The sequence below is a fragment of the Mycoavidus sp. HKI genome, from assembly GCF_020023735.2.
Lineage (GTDB): Bacteria > Pseudomonadota > Gammaproteobacteria > Burkholderiales > Burkholderiaceae > Mycoavidus.
The window spans coordinates 1,821,079-1,839,777 of sequence record NZ_CP076444.2 but is presented as its reverse complement, the minus strand read 5'-3'; the positions used below and the strand labels follow the sequence as shown (position 1 = coordinate 1,839,777).

The window sequence follows — 18,699 nt, the reverse complement described above, 5'->3', positions numbered from 1 at the left end:
AAAGAATTAGAGGTCAACAGAGTTGAAAAATGGCGCGTACACAAATACCTACCTTTCTTTGGAAAACCCGTGTCATCAAGTATCTATACACTCTTCTCAATCTCTGACTGAGTCAAGGCCGACAACACTTTACCGCTTACTGTCTCCAACAACGACCGATCACTCCATTCTGACCGCGTAACCAGATGATGCACCGAGCAAATATCCTTAAGATGCACTCGCGCTGCCATCGGCTCTACGCTCTTCCTGCCTTTAGGTAGCATCACGCCCTTTGCTACCACTGCGTCGGCGCTTAACGATCTGCATGCGACAAGGCTTTCACGATTTCATGACAATACGATTCGAAACGCTTTTCAACACCGCTGCTCATTTTCGTCTCCAAGACCATCGATGTCTTAATTAATTTACCATATTCATTAGGGGCTGTTGAAGTTTGTCACTAATTCCTTGAAAAATAAGAGCAAACTCGTATTGTCTCGGGGTGGGTTTGCTCAAATCGATGCCATATTACAATGACAAATTATAAAAAATAATAGGAGAACACTATGTTGGGCAGCGTTTTTTCGTCATCACGAAGCGTGCTTTCGCTACAGGAAACGCTGGATCTCGCTAGCTCTTACTTAGAGACTGCCCGCAAGGCTAAGGATCCCAAGATCGCGTTGGTGTTATGTGACGACGCAGAAGCCTCGTTATCCGAGATGAAAAAAGCCGTGAGAAAGGCGCACGCTCCTGAAACCCTAGCAGATCAAACTCTGCGGGATAAAATCGCCACCGTGTATTTAGAGCATGGCAAGGTGTTAGAGCAGTTAGAGCAAACTGATAGGGCGCAGGCAAGCTATAAAAAGGCGAAAAAGTGGGGCCCTGAGGAAAGTTCCTCAACTGTTCTCGGTGTGTCGCTGTCTGCGCGCAGTGCGCCAACTGTGGCTCAGACGGCCACCTCTACCTCCCTATCTGCCCAGCAAAAAAGCGAACTGGTAGATTATCTAGTCGGTCCTGAATAAATCGTTTTGCGTACTATGTGAGCTAAAAACTCAAACCAACAGTAAAGGTATGACGGAATAAAACGGATAAAAGAAAGACGTAAAAAAGCCGAAGCTTTCTGAGGATCATACGTAAGTTATGCCCAGCACCACAGAGCACCGCGTGCATGGCATCGCCTAACGCGCCTTTGAGCCAATTTCGACCGAGTTTCCCATCCGCTTTCATATGGCCAATAGTGGGCTCAATGGCACTGCGTCGTTTGATGACCGCGCGTAGCGTACGGGTGATACCCCGACGCATACCAGAGTGATAGATTTTTACGCCATCGATCTCAATGCCTTTGTAACCGCGATCAACGATCGCAACCTCTGGAGTCACATCACACAGGATCGCTGCTTGTTCTAGTGCTTCGGCCAGCGTATGACCGTCATAAGGATTTCCTGGCATTGAGCGTGCGCCAACCACCAACCCTTCCTGGTGAGTCGTCGTGATCGATACTTTCACACCGAACTCGTAAGGCTTACGCGCCTTGCCCTTGGCTATGCATTCCACTTCTGGGGCATGCAGAGCATAGAGTTTGTCTTTATCCTTGGGCCTTTGCGAAATGATTCGTTTTGTGCGGGATATCAACTCTCTCAATGCATCACGGCCTTGTACGGCCACTGACTCGATTTGTCTCTCAACGTCACGCATCACTCGCCCCACTCGCGAACGTAGTGTACCCAACGCCTTGTTCATTCGTTTGTACTGCTTCGCGTGCGCATAACGGCTGATCTGGGTTGATAGGCGAGGCGCAATTCGGTTGTAGTTTTGCCGTAACTTTAAACCGTATTGTGCCGCCACTTTCACCAGATGCTCTCGGCAACGCTCTAGCAATCGCGAATCGGTAGGATGCGATATCGCCTTCTCCATCACCGTGGTGTCAACGATCACTCGTTTTACGCTCGATGCTTTGATGACATCACTACGTTTGGCCGCTTCGATCGTCTCCGCTAATAGCTCTTCTACGCCCGCTTCACCAAGCCGATTACGCCAACGCGTTAGACTTGACGGGTCAATCGGTGCCTCAGTTTGAAGGTACGTTTCCCCTGTAAAAAATTGTTGGTAGGGGTTTTCCAGCCAACCCAACACCACCTCTTCATCAGACAAATTGAATGCGTATTGCAGATACAGTAAGCCGGCTATGAGCCTCGGCGAGGTCGCAGGTCGACCTCTGTTTGAGGTGAAGCTCTCACTCATCAACGCGCTAAGCTGATCCCAGTTGATTAAACCCGCCAGTCGCACCAACGGATGCTTCATATTGATCTGTTCGTTTAGCGGATGCCGGAATAAATCTCCTGTGCTCGCCGTTGCCTTTGGACCCATTCTTGCCTCATCACAAATTGCATGATTTATTTTCTTAATATGCCATTTTCTTGCAATTTATGCCACCCTATCTCGACGCAAAGCCTTTACCACAAAAGAACTTACGAATTATTCAGGACCGACTATCTATTTGAAAAAGCGCTGTTGACGCTTAGCTCTTTAGAGGTGTCGAATAAACCGAGTCTTTTTCTGGTGTATGCCCACGATAATCAAGATCACGGAGAGGCCAAAGCCTCTACGTCTAAATATTTAATCGAAAAACTATCTGAAATCCAAGTCATTTTATATTCCGATCAAGCACCAATGGCGCAACCGTATTCAAGCTCTGAAGAAGAGCTGAAAGAGGACGCACGGTTAGAAAATATCTTAAGCAATCAGCTCTGTTTGTTGCCCGATCAGTTAAAAAAAGGAGTGAAACCGGTCGATAAGGTCGTGGTCTGTTGTTCCGCGGTATTAGGAAGCTACCTGAAAGAATGGTCGGACTATGAAAAGTTTTATCAGGAACTTAAAAAAGCTTATGCCGAAGATCGAAAAGCCTATCTCGAAGACGCTGAACGAGCGAGCGCTATGGCAATACGTCAGGTGGTCAAGAAATTTTCACAAGATCCGGACTATAAAGCTGGGTTCCATCATGTGTTAACGGAAATGGCTTTTTTGGAAATTCGAGCAGAGGAACGGGGAGAGGATCGGTACGGCATTATTCCGGTTTCCTTAACCCCAGATAGCTATCAGCAATGCCTGGCGCGTTTTATTACATCGACCACGGTGCGCATGGAGGGTATGCTTAGATTTGATGTGGAGGGCAAAGCAGAACAAGACGTGCATCCTAATCAAAAAAAACAGCATGGAGTCATTTTTAAGCTAATCGAGCGGCTTTTAGCTGGCAACAATGAGGCCAAAACGTTTCTGAGCAAGTTTTGGGAGGGGTACGGCAATTTTATAGCTCGTTTAAAAAAAGAGCCTTCACTTGGTCATCTTGAGTTTGCCCGATTAATAGACAGTATCTTCGATGATATACGTACCGGGTTGCACAGTCGGCTGGCCTCCACCGTGCAGCAACACCACCACCAACTATGGGTGCTGAATGCGGATCCCAGAGAGGCACTGAAGGCACAATATTTTGCTGCGCTCAAACAAGATGAAGCGTTTAAGGAAACTGAAAAGCTGTATGTTGAACCGCGCGGCAAAGCGAGTTTAGATGGAAAGGCCGAAACCTTTGACCTTTTATCTAAAATTAAAGCGCTGCTGACAGATAAACAGGTGGTGCTGTTGACAGGAGACTCTGGGGCGGGCAAATCTACCTTGAATCGTCTGCTCGAAAAGCAGTTATGGGAAAAGAAAGAAGAACCGGGTGCAATTCCGCTATTTATCTCTCTGGCTAGTATTGACAAGCCTGAGCACGATCTAATCGCCAAAGCGTTAAAGAAAAAAGGGCTATCCGAATTTCAGATTCAGACCTTAAAGAAAGAACAACAAAAATTTATCTTTGTTTTAGATGGCTACGATGAGATTCGGTAGACGCAGAATCTGTATCTGAGCAATCGGATCAACCAGTCCGACGGTTGGCAGGGACAGATGGTGATCAGCTGTCGCAGTGAATATCTGGGCCAGGACTACCTAAGCCGTTTTCAACCGAATCCGAATTTGAAGGGTAAGGACTCATTTTTCCAAGAAGTCGTGATTGAGCCATTTTCAGAAGCAGAGCGCGAATGCTATCTCAAAAAATATGTGGCCCACAACCAGTTGGGCTGGGCGTCGCAACGCTATCAAGCAGCCCTTGAACAACAACCACATTTAAAAGCCTTGGTCAGCAACCCCTTTTTATTACGCGTGGTGCTCGATGCCTTGCCGTACTTGGAAAACGAAGGTAAAGTGCGCAGTGTGGTCCAGTTACGCCTGGACCTGTATGACCAGTTCGTTAAGCTTTGGTTTGAGCGTAACCAGCAGCGTTTAAGCACACAAGATTTAACGGGGACCAGAGGAGTCATCTTCAGGGAGTTATCCGACGATGGTTTTGCCCGGCACGGTCTCCAATTTGTGCAAGACTTAGCGGTGCATCTCTATATAGAGAATGCGGGTAACCCGGTGCTCCACTATTCGTTGTTCAACGACAAGGGAAATTGGCCGGAAGCCTTTTTCGGGCTGGAAGACAAACAACAACTGCTACGAGAAGCCTGGCCCCTGACCCGAAGCGGCAATCAATATCGCTTTATCCATAAATCGCTACTTGAATATTGTGTGGCACGCTCGCTCTTCGAGTCGTTCGATGCGTGCAGCGTGTCAGATACCCACCACCGCCGTGGTAGCGACGCTTCCGTCTATAGTTTTGAAAACCAATCTGTTTTGCCCACCCGAACGCTGCCAGACGTATCATTAGCCCCAAAGCATTGGCTCGGCGACCTGGGCGTTGTGCGATGGTTAACTGAGCGGGTTGAGCAAGAGCCTCTCTTTAAGGAAAAGCTCTTAATGATTGTCGAGCGCTCAAAAACCGATGCCGATGTCCGCCAAGCTGCCGCCAATGCGATCACGATATTGATCCGAGCAGGCGTGCAGTTTAATGGAGCAGATTTAAAGGGAATTCGGATTCCAGGCGCGGATCTGAGTGAGGGTGTATTCGATCATGCTCAGTTGCAGGGTGCTGATTTAAGAAAGGTTATTCTTCGGAAGATATGGCTGCGCCAAGCAAATTTAGATGGTGCGAAAATGACCGGTGTGCAGTTTGGTGAATGGCCTTTTCTCGAAGAAGACAGTGCGGTGATAACCTGCATGTATTCACCGGATGGGAAACGCTGCGCCGTTGGTCTTTACAATGGCACGATCAGTGTGTATGAGGCCTCGAACTGGAAAAAAATTCACACTTTACACGGCCATACCGGCGATGTTTTGAGCGTGGTGTATTCACCGAATGGCCAGCAAATCGCTTCCGGCAGTGCGGATACCACCGTACGTCTGTGGGACGCGCAATCCGGTAAGCCCGGCCACACCCTAAGCGACCATAGCGGCCCGGTTCGAAGCGTGGTGTATTCGCCGAACGGCCAGCAGATCGCCTCCGGCAGTGTAGACACCAAGGTGCGCCTGTGGGACGTGCAATCCGGCCAGCTTACCCACACTTTAACTGGCCATAAAGATCCGGTTTGGAGCGTGGTGTATTCGCCGAACGGCCAGCAGATCGCTTCCGGCAGTGCGGATACCACCATACGTCTGTGGGACGCGCAATCCAGTAATCACGGCTACACTTTAACCGGCCATAAAGGCTCGGTTTGGAGCGTGGTGTATTCGCCGAACGGCGATCAGATCGCCTCTGGCAGTGAGGATACCACCGTGCGGCTGTGGGACGTGCAATCCGGTAAGCTCCTCAGTTCTTTAGTCGGCCATACCCGCCAGGTTGTACACGTGGTGTATTCACCCAATGGCCGGCAGATCGCCTCCGGCAGTGAGGACACCACCGTGCGGCTATGGGACGTGCAATCCGGCCAGCTTTCCCACACTTTAACCGGCCATAAAGACTCGGTTTGGAGTGTGGTGTATTCGCCGAACGGCCAGCAGATCGCCTCCGGCAGTGAAGACACCACCGTGCGGCTGTGGGACGTGCAAACCGATCCGCCTAACCGCCCCTTACACGGCCATACACATTGGGTTCCGAACGTGATGTATTCACCCGACGGCCAGCAAATCGCTTCTGGCAGTTATGACGGGATAGTGCATCTGTGGGATGTACAATCCGGGCAGATCTGTCATACCTTAAGCGGAAATAATGGCTGGGTTAGGAGCGTGGCATATTCGCCGAACGGCCAGCAGATCGCCTCCGGCAATGCAGACACCACCGTGCGGCTGTGGGACGCGCAATCCGGTAAGCCCTGCCACATCTTAAGCGGCCATACAGGGCCGGTTCGGAGCGTGGTGTATTCGCTCGAAGGTCAGCAGGTCGCCTCCAGCAGTGAGGACAACACTGTTCGGCTATGGGACCCGGAATCCGGCCAGCTTTCCCACATTTTAACCGGCCATGAAGGCAAGGTTTTGAGTGTGGTGTATTCACCGAACGGCCAGCAAATCGCTTCCGGCAGTGAGGACACCACCGTGCGGCTGTGGAACGCGCAATCCGGTGAGTCCTGCCACATCTTAAGCGGCCATACAGGCACGGTTTGGCGTGTGGTGTATTCACCAAACGACCAGCAGATCGCCTCCAGCAGTGCAGACGCCACTGTTCGGCTATGGGACCCGCAATCCGGCCAGCTTTCCTACACTTTAACCGGCCATAAAGGCACGGTTTGGAGTGCGGTGTATTCGCCGAACAGCCAGCAGATCGCTTCCGGCAGTGAGGACACCACCGTGCGGCTGTGGAACGCGCAATCCGGCAAGCCTGGCCACACTTTAAGCGGCCACAGCGGTCCAGTTTGGAGCGTGGTGTATTCGCCGAACGGCCAGCAAATCGTTTCTGGCAGTCAGGACCACACCGTGAGGCTATGGGATGTTGCCTCGGGCCAGTGTATAGCTGTGATTCGAGGTTTTCACAAAACAGTCTTGAGTGTCGCCTGGAACGTAACCCGCGACCGCAACTATTTGGTGACCGGCTGTAGAGATAGATCAGTTCGCTTGTGGCAGGTGATAAAAGAAGGGGATCAATATCAGGTGCGCTTGCGCTGGAGTTCGACACATGCTCTGCTTACCGTGACGGATACCTCTACCCAAGGCGTACAGGGCTTAAGCCGAATGAATAAGCAGCTTTTAAAGCAGCGCGGCGCGATAAGTGAGCCGTCTCTACCTTTAAATCTACACGAGACAGATAAGAAGATCACTAGCATGCCGTCAAACCGCGGAGCACTCGATATTCTGTCTACGAAGCAATCCAATCCATCGACTGGGAAGTCAGTATCCTCGACGAACAAGCAGTGCTTATTTTCTCATTTTTCTTGAGAGATGATGATGCGATGCAAATACTAAATATCCAATTCCGGCGGGCCGATTTGCCATATTTTTGGTTTCGATACCCACCTCATAAGCAATTTCCTTATATCGTTGTGACCGCTGGCTGCACAAAAATCAGTTACGCCACTTACTAACGAGGCTTAAGCCGTAGACTAATGCGCTTAATGCGGTGATCCAGAAACTGGTTGGCCAATCAGTGTAATAGGCGAGAGTAATGCCAGCCCATGATTGGAGCAGGGCAAAAAGTGCCGAGACCGCGATACCCATGCCTAGTCGGGTGGTCAAGTTTTGTGCGGCAGCTGCTGGACCCACCATTAAAGTGAAGACGAGTAGCACGCCGACGATTTGTGTACACGCGACTACGGCTAGCGCAACTAGGGCCAAGAACAGCACGGATACAAGCCGTAAAGAGAGTCCTTTGGCTTGTGCGAGTTCAGGCTGCAGCGTGGCGAAGATTAACGGTCGCATAATCAGTGCGAGTGCCGCTAAGCAGAAAAAGCTAAGGATTGCCAGAATGCTTAGCATCGAGGTGCTGACGCCAAGGACATTGCCAAATAAAAGCGCACTCACTTGCGTTGCGTAGGCAGTAAAAAAATGCAAAAAAAGCAAACCAAAGCCAAGCGATAACGATAAAATCATGCCGATTGCAACATCACGCCCGCTTAGCTTTTCACCTAGGGCGCCCATTGCCATACCGGCGGCTAACGTAAAACCCAGTAAACCCCATAGTGGCGCAATGCCGAATAATGCTGCGCCCGTAGCGCCCGTGAAGCCGACATGTGAGAGCGCATGTCCAGCAAAGCTTTGCTGTCGCAACACAAGAAAAAAGCCAACCATACCTGCGACTACCGCAACCATCCCAGAAGCGGCGAAGGCATTAATCATAAAATCATATTCAAACATGGTCATGGTGGTGGCGGTGCTCGTCTTTTTCAATTTCGCTGGTGCCAGACATCACAAAGATGCGGCCATTCATACGTAATACTTCGATGGCTGAACCATATAACCGGGACAGCACAGGGCGGGTAATGACTTCATCAATCTCACCTAAAGCCGCACTGCCGCGGCCGAGATAGAGCACGCGGTCAAGTACATGCAACAGCGGATTAAGTTCATGGGCGCTAAATAATACCGTGATATCAAGTTGCTGTTGGATACGGCGGACTAATTCAACGATACTGTGTTGATGCGAGGGGTCAAGGCTGATTAAAGGTTCGTCAAGCAATAACAAGCGTGGCTGGCCAAGCAAGCATTGTGCGAGCAAAAGCCGCTGTCGTTCGCCGCCAGACATATTGGAGAGGGCTCGTTTTGCTAAATCTTGAGCGTCGACAAGTTCTAACGCGTGCTCAACTGAACGCCGCGCCGCACGATCCATCCAAGGTAAGCCCCAGCGATGTCCGTTGGCTGCGCAGGCAATAAAATCAAAGCCAGATAGGTGCGGGTAAGCGCTGACACTGCGCGCTTGCGGCATATAGCCAATCACCGGATTGCCGCGCATGACGTTGGCGCCGAGTACCCGCAGTGTGCCTGTCCGTGGTGTAATCAGGCCTAGCAGGGCGCGCAATAGCGTCGTTTTACCTGCGCCATTTGGACCCAGCAAGCCGATAAATTCACCTTGTTGAATGGACAGGGTAATGTCACGCAAAACGGTGTGCTTGCCAAGGTCAAGCGTGACGTGTGCCAGCTCAATCGCGTTTTTACCGTGGTTGGCGCCCTGATCGGGCATCCTATTGGGGTTCATTTTGGCGGTCCTGCGAGTGCTTGTTCGAGCGCGTTTAATTGTGACAGTATCCATGCTTGATACGAGATATCAGCAGGTTTGGTTTCACTAACATTGACCACGGCAATTTGAGCCGCACGAGCGAGTTTGAGCATATGCCGGGTCATTTCATCCGAGGTCTGCGCATTGTAGATCAATACGTTTACTCGCCGTTGCCGGAGATCTGTTTCAAAGGCGGCGATATCGGCAGCGCTTGGCTCGGTGTCGTTCATGATGGCCTGTTGAAAGCGCGCATTGCTGACTTTGAGTTCAAGTGCTTCCATGAGATAACCCAGGATAGGCTCTGTCGCCGTGACCGGTGTGCCGCGATATTTTGCCCGTAGTGCGGCAATTTTTGTCTCAATCGGCTTTAATGAAGCAAGAAATGCTGTAAGACGTGCGTTGTAATCATCTTGGTGAGTTTTATCAGCGCGAATTAAAAAAGCGGTAACCGCAGCACCCAGCGCGGGCATTGTTTCCGGTAAATACCAAAGATGGGGGTTATCCCCGGCTTTCTTGCCGACCAGTGAAGCCACCACAATCTGCTCGCGCTGCGGCGCTTTTGAGGCAGCTAACAGCTTGGGTAGCCATGGATCATAATCAGCGCCGTTATATACCACCAGGCGAGCATTAGCCAGCTGGCGCGCAGTGGATGGACTGGCCTCGAAGAGGTGTGGGTCTTGATTGGGCTGAGTGATGAGGCTGGTGACGGTGACATGTTCACCGCCTAGTTGGGCCAGGACATCGCCATAAAAATTCTCCGCGGCAACCAGCAGCAGGCGTGGTGGCGCGTCGGCTGAGGCAGCAGCGGGTTGCGACGTGCTCTGCGCTAGTGCAAATGTACTAACGGCAAATAAGCTTATCGACAATAAAAAACGGGCAATACAAGCGGACATGCGCTGAATCGAAATAGACATGAGGCAACCGAAAAAGAAAAAGCTTGAGTAGGCCAGATGATATACCAGATAACGCCTCGTTACTGGAATGACTGCTTTAACTCTATCTTTTGGCCGATTGCGCGAGCGTGTTCAGTTGCGTACAGTGAGCAGCAAAGGCGTAGGTAAAAGGGTGGCGCTAGCGTATTTTGGGGCGCGCAGAGTTGATGCGGTGCTGAAAGGGAAATTTTGATGCGGTATCGTTACGTGATCTGGCCGGTCAACGCGGGTTTTATGCTGCTTGAGCTTTTGCTTGTGCTGAGCGTGTTAGCAGCGATGGCAGTGGCGGCAACGCCATCGGTTAGGGATTGGCTGGTGCGTGATCATGTAGAGATGCAAGCGCAGGCGTTGCTGGCGACATTGACCTATGCGCGCAGCGAAGCAATCCGGCGTGCCATGCGCATTACCGTCTGCCGTGATGACGGTCAGGGGCGCTGCTCCGCAAATCATAAACAGCGGGCAGCAACGGGACTCAACAACTGGGCCAGCGGTTATTTGGTGCTCGCTGAATTGCCAACTCATCTTGAGCAGCGTAGAGATATTCAGGTTTTGCGAATACAAGCACCGATTGAGGCGGTTACGATTCAAGGTGCGTCTGCACCCCTCTCATTCACGCCGCCTGCTGGGCAGGTGATAGGTGGCTTTCGCAGTTTTGAAATTGCTGCTCGCACGGCCGCTGCTGGCTCTTGTCACGTTAGAGTGTGCCGCTGTGTGCGGGTTGCGGCAGGCGGCCGCAGCCGGATTATGAATGGCTCATGTGTCGCTGCAAATTACGCCAGCTAAAGCATTGGGTGCGCTTTATGCCGGGCGATTCTCTGCTTGAAGTGATGCTCGCCCTATGGCTAATTGGGCTGGCGGCGCTTGGCACAATGCGTATCCAGCTATGGGCCGTGCGTTCCCAGCAGTCGATACTTTGGCGTACTCATGCCCTGAACTTAGCCGATGCTGCGGCTGAAGCGCTGCGCGCTGGTTATCCGGCCACTCGTGTTGCCACGGAGTGGCAAACACGTGCCGCTAACTTACTGCCGTCTGGTGGGATACGCATTATTGACCAAGCGCCTGAGACTCGATTGATTGTGTTGCATTGGCAAAGACCCGCCCAATGGTTGAGTCACTTTGATCCGGAACGGAGTGCTGCTGATGAGTGTCCATCCAACGCCACAGAGGCGATAGAGCAATGTGTCGTGCTGGCCGTTGCCAAATAAGTATGAGTCAGCTGAATAAAGTGCGCCGGGTAAATCTCGCAGAACCTCGCGGCATCTATGGGCACACTCTATTAGAGTTGATTATTGCTGTTGCCCTAGGGAGCTTGATTACATTGGTGGCTTTGACACTCTATCGTGGGCAGCGCGAGCTATTTGAGCATATTGCGCAACGCGCGCGCCGTATTGATGCCGGCTTGGCTGCTTTGCAGCTAATCAGTGTGCATGTGCGCCTAGCGGGTTTTGCCACGCCAGGCAATGCCATTCCGGGCGCAGCTATTTTAGGATGTGGCTTGGGGCATTCGCGCAATACGCTAGGTTCAACGCCTCATGCAACGGTCTGTGAGCCAACTGCAGCAGGTCGCTCAGATGGCATTGAAGTGCGCTATATGGCTGATGAGGTCAGCACTTGGGCCAGTGCGGAGGGGTCCGCTACAGATTGTTTGGGGCAAGCTATCGCGATTGAGGATGAACACAGAGCAGGTATGCCGGCGCTTGCCGTCAATCGATTTTTTGTGCGCGTTAGTCGATCGACCGGCGAGCCAGAATTATATTGTGAGGGAAGTGGCCGCTATGGGGTTGCCCAGCCGGTGGCTGAAGGCATCGAGCGCTTACGCGTACGCTATTGGCTGATAGGCGCGAGCCGGCTGGTGGCGGCGAGTGAAGTGCCGCCTGCCGGGTGGCCGCAGGTGGTCGCGGTTGAGCTGTGCGTAGTTGTACGCGGGGTGCAACGGAGTTTGGCAACCTCGTATATTGATTGTGATGGGGTGCGTATGGTGGCCTCTGATGGCCTGCCGCGTGAGGCTTTGACGGCGTGGGTTGCCTTGCGTAATCAGCGTGGCCTAGCATGGTAGTGGTCTGTCACGATTGGCCTGCTCGCCAGCTGGGTACAGTCTTGTTGTTAGTACTCACTTTAGTGGCTATTTTGCAATTACTTGCCATCTCGACTCTGCATAGAGTGATATTGGATACGCGTACTGCGGTGAATCGAGAAGACAATGTGCGAGCGCTGCACGCAGCGGATGCCGGCTTGATCTTATGTCTGCGCAGGCTGGTCAACGGACATGCGCCAGTACGCAACTGGCTAGGTGAGGGTGAGCCAGCTTATTGGCGTACGCCTGCTGCATTTAATGGTCTACAGCCGGCGGCGTTTAGCCTCGCCATCTCATGGCCAGATACGGCCAAACCGCCGCAATGTTTGATTGAGACCAAGCCAGCGCAGCTGTCCTCATTGCCATCATCCCCATCATTGGTGCCGACGCAAGCTAAACAAGCTATTTATTTGGTAACCGTTCGTGGCTTTGGCGCAACGCTTGAAGCACAGGCATGGGCGCAATCTATCATCGTATTTGACCGGGGGGCCCTACACCATAGATGGCGTTCGATAGTGGCGCGGCCCGATTAATTTTCATAATGCCATGGTGCGGCTCATATTTAGGCCGCAGCGTGGGTTACTGTGCTTTAGCACGGGTAGGATCCAGTGATAAAAAAGAAACACTGCCAACCTCATGATTTGTCTGGCATGAGTCTGCTTGAATTAATGGTGGCGCTGGCGATTATTGCGCTAGTCAATTTTTATGTTATTCCTAGCTATCAAAATTATAGCCGGCGCGGACATCGTTTGGCGGCTTGTACCGCTCTCTATCGGGCGGCACAGATGATTGAATATAGAGCTGCAGATCCTAATAGAATCGCCAGCAGTAAAGCGAGGGCATTGCCTATCGGCTTTGAGCAAGCGCCGCCAGACGCAACGGCGGTATATAGTTTACGCGTGCGCGCCCAAAACGAGGTGAACGGGGGCTATACAATAGAAGCTGAGCCGGTCAGCGCGGGGCCGATGAGTGGCGATGTTTGCGGTAAATATTTGCTTGATGCGAATGGACGGCGCTCGAATGAGGTAGCGGGCAAAGCCCCTCAAACAAGCGCTGAAATCGTGACGTATTGCTGGCAGGGGCGCTAACAGAGTTGCCTAAAGCGTAGGATCAGCGCCGATGGGGGACGATACGACGCCAGAGACGAATCCCCTTCCAGACAGTTACTCCGAGGGCGGTCCATTTTGCGAGTGGTTTAACCGTACGGAATGCGCCTAGCCAGCTTGGGCGAACAAGTAGCAATAACGATAACGCTGAACTCAGCATAGGGTAATCGCGCCAGCGCAAAGGACTCTTACCTAGCGCGCTAGCGACGGCTGGCTGGGGCAATAACCCCTTGAGCCAACTGAAATACCCGAATTTATTATTTAATTCCGCTCTTGCTTGAGTAAGCTCAGCGCGTTCAAGATCAGCGCGAATGAGCAGCAACTCTTTACGCATTACGCGCTCAAGGTGTTTTCCCGAATGCCTCATGATTTTTCCTAAATTCTGCAAGGGTGGCCTCGAAAGGCACCGCTGCTTTGCGCAATTTGGCACGGATAGCGCACAGGCAAAATAAGGCGGCGACCGAGTATACAGAAGCCAGCGCTGCCAGCGTTTGCCACCGATGTGTGTCCCACAGCACTGTTACAATTAAGGCCGTCAACGTAGTGAGCGCGATCGTGCCAAATAATAAGGCGATGAAACTGAGAAAGAGCAGGGAAAATAATCGTGCTTTTTCTTCAGCCAACTCGATTCCTGCTAACTCAAGACGTGTTTGGGCGAGCGCTAAAATCGAACTGAGGAGACGGTTGAGTGCGCCGGGTTGAGGTTGTTTATCTTGCATATTGGCCGCCGCTATGCTTATTTGCGGTTAATCAACAGGCCAATTAGAATACCAACACCAGCCGCGATCCCAGTTGCTTGCCACGGATGGTTGTGTACATAATCATCTGTGGCGCGAGCAGCCATTCGGCCTTTTTCGACGACGACAACTTGTATATCGGCTGCTTTTTCTTTTGCCTGTGCAAGTTGTGCAAGGGCTTTTTCGCGCAACTCAGTAGCTTGTTGGCCGGTAGCAGTGGATGCTTGCTTTAGGAGGTCCTCAGCATCGAGCAAAATAGTTTTGATATCGGTCATGAGTTTTTCCTTATCAACTTTTAACATGGTATAAGTTCCTTTTTGATTAAAATTTGATGCAAGTTACATCTTTATCTTAGCGAAATTGACTGCTAATAGCGAGTGTTTTTAAATAAAAAGTCCTTAGTTTGATAGATCAAACCATTTTAGTTTATGCTAATACTCCCCAAAAAACTCTCCGCTTTTCTCTGGTATTTCATTCGGCCCTACCGTTGGCAGTTCGTCGGTAGTCAATTGTGCGCGTTAGCCTGGACTGGCGATGCGATTCTTTGGCCTTATTTGGTCAAGTTGCTGGTTGATGCGATGGAAAGCTATCAACCCGCGCTCATGTCGTTTGACAAAACCTTTCTGCCATTATTTATTATGCTGGTGGGAGGTTGGCTGCTGATTGAAGGGATGTACCGTTTGCAAGGGTTTTGTTTTGCCTGGCTTTTCCCCCGCTTTGAGGCTAAGGTGCGCACGACGGTTTTCGATTACTTGCTGCAGCACTCTCATCGTTTTTTCGCGAATAACTTAGCGGGCAGCTTGTCTAATAAGATTACGGATATTACGCAAAGTCCAGTCCGTATCTTTGAAATGGTGATGGCTCTGTTTATCCCCACCATCGTCTCTACGTTAGTGGTGTTGGCGGTGTTCGCCACTTTCAAACCATTTTTTGTGATTACTTTTGCGGTTTGGATTGTGATCCATATCGGCATTTGTATGTATTTTGCGGACGGTTGCAATCAGCGCTCGGAAGAGCATGCACAAGCACGGAGCACCTTACAAGGCAGGATTGTTGATGTGATTAGCAATGTGGTGAGTGTGCGTATCTTCGCGCGGCAACGGTTTGAATATCGAAACCTGTTGTCTTACCAGCAGCATGAGCAATCTAAACAAACCACATCGTTGTTTTATATTGAAAGAATGAAGCTCGCACTGGGTGTTGCCGCTTTTGTATGTATTGGCATGGTGCAGATGGGTGGGATCATCTATGCTTGGCGTGAAGGGCATTTGTCAATTGGCGAGACTTTGCTCATTCTAAACGCTACATTTAGCATCATGGGTATGGCTTGGATGGCAGGTGCGCAATTGCCTAATTTATTCAAGGAAGTTGGCGTCTGTCGTCAAGCCTTGACTTTTATCCAGGCTGAGCCAGAAGTGCAAGATGCGCCAGATGCTGTCCCTTTAAAGGTCACTCGTGGGGAAATTGTCTTTGAACGTGCAACTTTTAGCTATCACGCTAAGCGTAATCTGTTTCAAGATAAATCAATCGTGGTGCCGGCGGGACAAAAGGTGGGTTTAGTAGGTTTATCAGGCAGTGGTAAAACCTCATTTGTCCAGCTTATTCTGCGTTACTACGATCTGGACGCAGGCCGTATTTTAATTGATGGGCAGGATATACGTCAGGTGACACAAGCCTCTTTATACGAACAAATTAGCTTTATCCCGCAAGAGCCAGTGATGTTCCATCGTGATGTACTGGAAAATATCCGCTATGGCAAGCCACAAGCCAGCGATAAGGAAGTGTATGAAGCGGCTCGGTTGGCCCATTGCGATGAATTTATTCAGCAACTTTCGGACGGCTATCAAACGTTGGTGGGAGAGCGAGGAACTAAATTATCGGGTGGGCAACGTCAACGGATTGCAATTGCCCGTGCTTTATTAAAAGGCGCGCCGATTTTAATTTTGGACGAAGCCACTTCTGCGTTGGATTCAATTACAGAAAAATATGTCCAAGATGGCCTAGCGCAATTAATGCCTGGGCGTACTACGATTGTGATTGCACATCGTTTATCTACATTGGTTGAAATGGATCGAATTTTAGTTTTTCAAAATGGCATGATTGTGGAAGATGGTTCGCATGCCAGCTTACTGGCGAATGAAGGCTGCTACACTGAATTATGGCGCATGCAACGTGGTGGTTTTGTGCCTGCGGAAACCGGCGATGAAGGCACAACTTGAAACGGCAACCTTAGGGGGCGGCTGCTTTTGGTGTTTAGAGGCAGTCTTTCGTGAAGTGGGCGGCGTACACTTAGTTGAAGCAGGTTATGCGGGCGGCCTGGTACCTAACCCTACTTACGCGCAAATTTGTACCGGCAATACAGGTCATGCGGAAGTGGTACAGGTGCAATTTGATCCAGCGCAAATATCGTATACAGAGTTGCTTGAAATCTTTTTTGCGATTCATGACCCGACGCAATTGAACCGGCAAGGCCATGATATAGGAACTCAGTATCGGTCAGTGATTTTTACCCATTCGCGGGCGCAGCATGAGAGTGCCTATGCGGTGATCAATCGATTCACTGAAGAACACATTTATCCTAACCCAATTGTGACTGAGGTGGTCCCATCTCATACCAATTACTGGCCTGCTGAAGCGGATCATCAGCAGTATTTTGCAAAATATCCGCAACAAAGCTATTGTGCATTGGTGGTGGCGCCTAAGCTGGCGCAATTCCGTAAAAAATTTGCGAACCGTTTGATCTCGCCGCATTAACTATACATATAGCGGCGCGACCATGGCAATGAGTGTGCGCTGCGGCCTGCTTTGCCGCATACGATTTGATAAATGGCAACATCATCATGTTCAAAAGCGTAGATGCTGCCCGCCAGATAAACACGCCAAATGCGAAATTTCTCTTCATTGACCCATGCTTTAATTTGGGGTGCCTGCTGTTCAAATCTCTCACTCCAAAAAGTGAGTGTGCGCGCGTAATGGCGCCGCAGATTTTCGATATCAAATGTTTCAAGCCCGCCTTGCTGCATGGCGGCAAGCACAAGATTTAAATGGGGCAATTCGCCATTTGGAAACACGTAGTGATCAATAAATTCATCGCCTCCCAATGAATTTTCTCCAGGCTTAAGCGCCGTTGAGGTGATGCCATGATTCATCATGATGCCGCCCTCTTTTAATAGCGCGCTGATTTTAGAGAAATACGAGGGTAGGTTTTTACGACCTACATGCTCAAACATACCAACGCTGGTAATACGGTCAAACTGTCCACTCAATGCTGGTGTAATGTCACGGTAATCTTGCAAGCGCAGGTCAATTTGGTGGGTAAGGCCGGCTTGCTTGATGCGTTCAGTGGCCAACTCAAATTGTTTTTGGGAGAGGGTGACGCCGACACATTTTGCGCCAAATTTTTGCGCCGCGCGCATCACTAATGCACCCCAGCCACAACCAATATCCAGCAAAGTGTGGCCTGGCTTGAGTTGAATTTTGGTGAGGATATGATCGATCTTTTTGAGTTGGGCGGTGTCCAGGTCTTCGTCGCCGTTCTCAAAATAAGCGCATGAATACACCATGTTTTGGTCAAGCCACAACTGGTAGAACTGATTGGAAAGATCGTAGTGATACTGGATCGATTTTTTATCTGTGGTGCGGGTATGCGCAAATAAGTGCGCGAAACGACGGTATATGTGGCTGAGTTTGGCGCTTGGTTTGGTGGTGTTTTCTACCAGTGAATAAGCGATCTCAATCAGATCCGCCAGCTTTCCTGTGACGTCGATTTTGCCCTTTATATAAGCCTCGCCAAGCGTGCTTAGATTTGGCTTAATTAAATAAGGTAAAGCGGCAGCGCTATTGATATGAAAGATGATTTGGGGCGTTGCAAAGTGCCCAAAGTCATAGTGTTGCCCATTCCATAAGACTAGGCGTGCGCTGATATTGGCTCGCTCTTGGATCTCGGCAGCCCACTGCGCTAGCTTTTTCTCCCACAACATACGCGCTCCTTTTCAAATTAAGGACATCGAGTAGTCTATAGTTTATGCTTGATTATCGCGGCCAGGAAGCGCTGTTACTGGAAATAGCCAATCCATTTGGCACTAATCAAGGAATTAGAGCAGGAGCATAATATGCCATACGTAACCAGCATATTCGGGTAAAGGCGGTCAGGGCGCCAGCCGCACCAGGTGCCAGTCATCATCAGTGTTACGTTGATATTGAATGCGATCATGCAGCCGTGAGGGTCGGCCTTGCCAGAATTCGATTCTATGAGGCCGCAGCCGATAGCCGCCCCAGCAGGGCGGGCGCGGCGCACTGTCTTTAAACTGTTCGGTGAATTGCGTCATGCGTGCTTCAAGCGTCGCCCGATTTGGGATCACCGCACTTTGTTCAGACGCCCAAGCGCCAATTTTTGAGGCCAATGGGCGAACTGCAAAATAGGCATCGCTTTGTGCTGAATCGGTTTTTTCGACAATGCCGTCAATGCGTACTTGGCGTTCTAATGCGATCCAATGAAAAAGCAAGCTCGCATAAGGGTTTTCGGCCAGTTCCTGGCCTTTACGACTGTCGTAGTTGGTGAAAAAAACAAAACCGCACGGGTCAAAATCCTTTAACAGCACGATGCGTGCTGATGGACGGAGATCGGCGCCTGCTGTAGCCAACGTCATTGCATTGGGTTCTGGCACTTGAGCTGCGAGTGCCTGCTTAAACCAGCGCTCAAATTGGCGGATCGGGTCGGCTTCGAGCTCAGCTTCACTCAATGAGTGGCTCGCATACTCTGTACGAAGATGGGCAAGGTCAGATTCAGTCATGCTCAATTTTAAAAGGTCATGGA

The 18,699-nt window shown here is 50.6% G+C and carries 20 protein-coding genes; 10 read left to right on the top strand and 10 right to left on the bottom strand.

The genetic code is table 11. From position 1 onward, the window contains the following. Positions 1-83 precede the first annotated feature (83 nt). Positions 84-230 (bottom strand): hypothetical protein, encoded by a 147-nt coding sequence (locus KMZ15_RS07190; protein WP_258134779.1) that lies wholly within the window; start codon positions 228-230, stop codon positions 84-86. Between the two features lie 315 nt (positions 231-545). On the opposite strand from KMZ15_RS07190, the gene KMZ15_RS07185 reads away from it, so the two are divergent. Continuing rightward, entirely contained in the window at positions 546-1,001 is a 456-nt protein-coding gene (locus KMZ15_RS07185) for a hypothetical protein (protein ID WP_223692098.1), read from the top strand. A gap of 22 nt (positions 1,002-1,023) precedes the next feature. Here KMZ15_RS07185 and KMZ15_RS07180 read toward each other — a convergent pair whose 3' ends face one another. Then, positions 1,024-2,346, bottom strand: coding sequence for an IS5 family transposase (locus KMZ15_RS07180; RefSeq protein ID WP_223692096.1), 1,323 nt, complete (start codon positions 2,344-2,346; stop codon positions 1,024-1,026). Between the two features lie 21 nt (positions 2,347-2,367). Here KMZ15_RS07180 and KMZ15_RS07175 point away from each other — a divergent pair, with 21 nt between their 5' ends. Both KMZ15_RS07175 and KMZ15_RS07170 read left to right on the top strand, forming a co-directional pair. Next, the gene (locus KMZ15_RS07175) at positions 2,368-3,864 is read left to right on the top strand and encodes an NACHT domain-containing NTPase (RefSeq protein ID WP_223692094.1); all 1,497 of its coding nucleotides are present in this window, start codon (positions 2,368-2,370) and stop codon (positions 3,862-3,864) included. 57 nt (positions 3,865-3,921) lie between these two features. Next, positions 3,922-7,260: a pentapeptide repeat-containing protein gene (locus tag KMZ15_RS07170; protein ID WP_223692092.1), complete on the top strand. Its 3,339-nt coding sequence runs from the start codon at positions 3,922-3,924 to the stop codon at positions 7,258-7,260. A 126-nt stretch (positions 7,261-7,386) separates the two neighbouring features. On the opposite strand, the gene KMZ15_RS07165 is transcribed toward KMZ15_RS07170, so the two are convergent. Genes KMZ15_RS07165 through KMZ15_RS07155 form a run of 3 tightly spaced genes read right to left on the bottom strand, consistent with a single transcriptional unit; the run spans position 7,387 to position 9,948 of the window. Next, positions 7,387-8,175: a metal ABC transporter permease gene (locus KMZ15_RS07165; protein WP_223694775.1), complete on the bottom strand. Its 789-nt coding sequence runs from the start codon at positions 8,173-8,175 to the stop codon at positions 7,387-7,389. Beyond that, positions 8,168-9,013 carry a metal ABC transporter ATP-binding protein gene (locus KMZ15_RS07160; protein WP_223692090.1) on the bottom strand — a complete coding sequence of 282 codons (846 nt, stop codon included), beginning with the start codon at positions 9,011-9,013 and terminating at the stop codon, positions 8,168-8,170. Before KMZ15_RS07160 ends, KMZ15_RS07165 begins: the two co-directional genes overlap by 8 nt. Continuing rightward, positions 9,010-9,948 carry a metal ABC transporter solute-binding protein, Zn/Mn family gene (locus KMZ15_RS07155; protein ID WP_223692087.1) on the bottom strand — a complete coding sequence of 313 codons (939 nt, stop codon included), beginning with the start codon at positions 9,946-9,948 and terminating at the stop codon, positions 9,010-9,012. Before KMZ15_RS07155 ends, KMZ15_RS07160 begins: the two co-directional genes overlap by 4 nt. Before the next feature lie 210 nt (positions 9,949-10,158). Here KMZ15_RS07155 and KMZ15_RS07150 point away from each other — a divergent pair, with 210 nt between their 5' ends. The 5 genes from KMZ15_RS07150 (at position 10,159) to KMZ15_RS07130 (ending at position 13,128) form a co-directional block, all read left to right on the top strand. Then, positions 10,159-10,749: a GspH/FimT family protein gene (locus tag KMZ15_RS07150; RefSeq protein ID WP_223692083.1), complete on the top strand. Its 591-nt coding sequence runs from the start codon at positions 10,159-10,161 to the stop codon at positions 10,747-10,749. Between the two features lie 17 nt (positions 10,750-10,766). Next, entirely contained in the window at positions 10,767-11,171 is a 405-nt protein-coding gene (locus tag KMZ15_RS07145) for a hypothetical protein (protein ID WP_223692080.1), read from the top strand. Positions 11,172-11,173: 2 nt separating this feature from the next. Beyond that, positions 11,174-12,022, top strand: a complete 849-nt coding sequence (locus tag KMZ15_RS07140; RefSeq protein ID WP_223692078.1) for a PilW family protein — start codon at positions 11,174-11,176, stop codon at positions 12,020-12,022. Beyond that, positions 12,016-12,573 (top strand): pilus assembly protein, encoded by a 558-nt coding sequence (locus KMZ15_RS07135; protein WP_223692076.1) that lies wholly within the window; start codon positions 12,016-12,018, stop codon positions 12,571-12,573. The genes KMZ15_RS07140 and KMZ15_RS07135 overlap by 7 nt, the downstream gene beginning before the upstream one ends. A 117-nt stretch (positions 12,574-12,690) precedes the next feature. Continuing rightward, positions 12,691-13,128 carry a type IV pilin protein gene (locus KMZ15_RS07130; protein ID WP_223692074.1) on the top strand — a complete coding sequence of 146 codons (438 nt, stop codon included), beginning with the start codon at positions 12,691-12,693 and terminating at the stop codon, positions 13,126-13,128. A 22-nt stretch (positions 13,129-13,150) separates the two neighbouring features. Here the strand turns inward: KMZ15_RS07130 and KMZ15_RS07125 are convergent, their stop codons facing one another. From KMZ15_RS07125 to KMZ15_RS07115, 3 genes are read right to left on the bottom strand one after another with little or no spacing between them, the layout of a single operon-like run. Next, positions 13,151-13,513 carry a DUF3318 domain-containing protein gene (locus tag KMZ15_RS07125; protein ID WP_223692072.1) on the bottom strand — a complete coding sequence of 121 codons (363 nt, stop codon included), beginning with the start codon at positions 13,511-13,513 and terminating at the stop codon, positions 13,151-13,153. After that, the gene (locus KMZ15_RS07120) at positions 13,488-13,865 is read right to left on the bottom strand and encodes a phage holin family protein (RefSeq protein WP_223692070.1); all 378 of its coding nucleotides are present in this window, start codon (positions 13,863-13,865) and stop codon (positions 13,488-13,490) included. Before KMZ15_RS07120 ends, KMZ15_RS07125 begins: the two co-directional genes overlap by 26 nt. Positions 13,866-13,882: 17 nt before the next feature. Beyond that, entirely contained in the window at positions 13,883-14,185 is a 303-nt protein-coding gene (locus KMZ15_RS07115; RefSeq protein WP_223692067.1) for a YqjD family protein, read from the bottom strand. A 126-nt stretch (positions 14,186-14,311) separates the two neighbouring features. On the opposite strand from KMZ15_RS07115, the gene KMZ15_RS07110 reads away from it, so the two are divergent. Together KMZ15_RS07110 and msrA are read left to right on the top strand one after the other, a co-directional pair. Continuing rightward, entirely contained in the window at positions 14,312-16,102 is a 1,791-nt protein-coding gene (locus KMZ15_RS07110; protein ID WP_223692064.1) for an ABC transporter ATP-binding protein, read from the top strand. After that, on the top strand, positions 16,086-16,637 hold the full coding sequence (msrA, locus tag KMZ15_RS07105) for a peptide-methionine (S)-S-oxide reductase MsrA (RefSeq protein WP_223692061.1): 552 nt from the start codon (positions 16,086-16,088) through the stop codon (positions 16,635-16,637). The genes KMZ15_RS07110 and msrA overlap by 17 nt, the downstream gene beginning before the upstream one ends. Here the strand turns inward: msrA and KMZ15_RS07100 are convergent. Together KMZ15_RS07100 and pdxH are read right to left on the bottom strand one after the other, a co-directional pair. Next, on the bottom strand, positions 16,634-17,863 hold the full coding sequence (locus KMZ15_RS07100; protein WP_223692059.1) for a cyclopropane-fatty-acyl-phospholipid synthase family protein: 1,230 nt from the start codon (positions 17,861-17,863) through the stop codon (positions 16,634-16,636). The two genes, msrA and KMZ15_RS07100, sit on opposite strands and share 4 nt — an antisense overlap. A 168-nt stretch (positions 17,864-18,031) precedes the next feature. After that, positions 18,032-18,676, bottom strand: a complete 645-nt coding sequence (pdxH, locus tag KMZ15_RS07095; RefSeq protein ID WP_223692056.1) for a pyridoxamine 5'-phosphate oxidase — start codon at positions 18,674-18,676, stop codon at positions 18,032-18,034. Positions 18,677-18,699 lie beyond the last annotated feature (23 nt).

Bases quoted from the DNA above. Each gene is read 5' to 3' on its own strand.
- KMZ15_RS07190 (WP_258134779.1), bottom strand. From the start codon at position 230: ATGGCAGCGCGAGTGCATCTTAAGGATATTTGCTCGGTGCATCATCTG.
- KMZ15_RS07185 (WP_223692098.1), top strand. From the start codon at position 546: ATGTTGGGCAGCGTTTTTTCGTCATCACGAAGCGTGCTTTCGCTACAG.
- KMZ15_RS07180 (WP_223692096.1), bottom strand. From the start codon at position 2,346: ATGGGTCCAAAGGCAACGGCGAGCACAGGAGATTTATTCCGGCATCCG.
- KMZ15_RS07175 (WP_223692094.1), top strand. From the start codon at position 2,368: ATGATTTATTTTCTTAATATGCCATTTTCTTGCAATTTATGCCACCCT.
- KMZ15_RS07170 (WP_223692092.1), top strand. From the start codon at position 3,922: ATGGTGATCAGCTGTCGCAGTGAATATCTGGGCCAGGACTACCTAAGC.
- KMZ15_RS07165 (WP_223694775.1), bottom strand. From the start codon at position 8,175: ATGTTTGAATATGATTTTATGATTAATGCCTTCGCCGCTTCTGGGATG.
- KMZ15_RS07160 (WP_223692090.1), bottom strand. From the start codon at position 9,013: ATGAACCCCAATAGGATGCCCGATCAGGGCGCCAACCACGGTAAAAAC.
- KMZ15_RS07155 (WP_223692087.1), bottom strand. From the start codon at position 9,948: ATGTCTATTTCGATTCAGCGCATGTCCGCTTGTATTGCCCGTTTTTTA.
- KMZ15_RS07150 (WP_223692083.1), top strand. From the start codon at position 10,159: ATGCGGTATCGTTACGTGATCTGGCCGGTCAACGCGGGTTTTATGCTG.
- KMZ15_RS07145 (WP_223692080.1), top strand. From the start codon at position 10,767: ATGCCGGGCGATTCTCTGCTTGAAGTGATGCTCGCCCTATGGCTAATT.
- KMZ15_RS07140 (WP_223692078.1), top strand. From the start codon at position 11,174: ATGAGTCAGCTGAATAAAGTGCGCCGGGTAAATCTCGCAGAACCTCGC.
- KMZ15_RS07135 (WP_223692076.1), top strand. From the start codon at position 12,016: ATGGTAGTGGTCTGTCACGATTGGCCTGCTCGCCAGCTGGGTACAGTC.
- KMZ15_RS07130 (WP_223692074.1), top strand. From the start codon at position 12,691: ATGAGTCTGCTTGAATTAATGGTGGCGCTGGCGATTATTGCGCTAGTC.
- KMZ15_RS07125 (WP_223692072.1), bottom strand. From the start codon at position 13,513: ATGAGGCATTCGGGAAAACACCTTGAGCGCGTAATGCGTAAAGAGTTG.
- KMZ15_RS07120 (WP_223692070.1), bottom strand. From the start codon at position 13,865: ATGCAAGATAAACAACCTCAACCCGGCGCACTCAACCGTCTCCTCAGT.
- KMZ15_RS07115 (WP_223692067.1), bottom strand. From the start codon at position 14,185: ATGTTAAAAGTTGATAAGGAAAAACTCATGACCGATATCAAAACTATT.
- KMZ15_RS07110 (WP_223692064.1), top strand. From the start codon at position 14,312: ATGCTAATACTCCCCAAAAAACTCTCCGCTTTTCTCTGGTATTTCATT.
- msrA (WP_223692061.1), top strand. From the start codon at position 16,086: ATGAAGGCACAACTTGAAACGGCAACCTTAGGGGGCGGCTGCTTTTGG.
- KMZ15_RS07100 (WP_223692059.1), bottom strand. From the start codon at position 17,863: ATGTTGTGGGAGAAAAAGCTAGCGCAGTGGGCTGCCGAGATCCAAGAG.
- pdxH (WP_223692056.1), bottom strand. From the start codon at position 18,676: ATGACTGAATCTGACCTTGCCCATCTTCGTACAGAGTATGCGAGCCAC.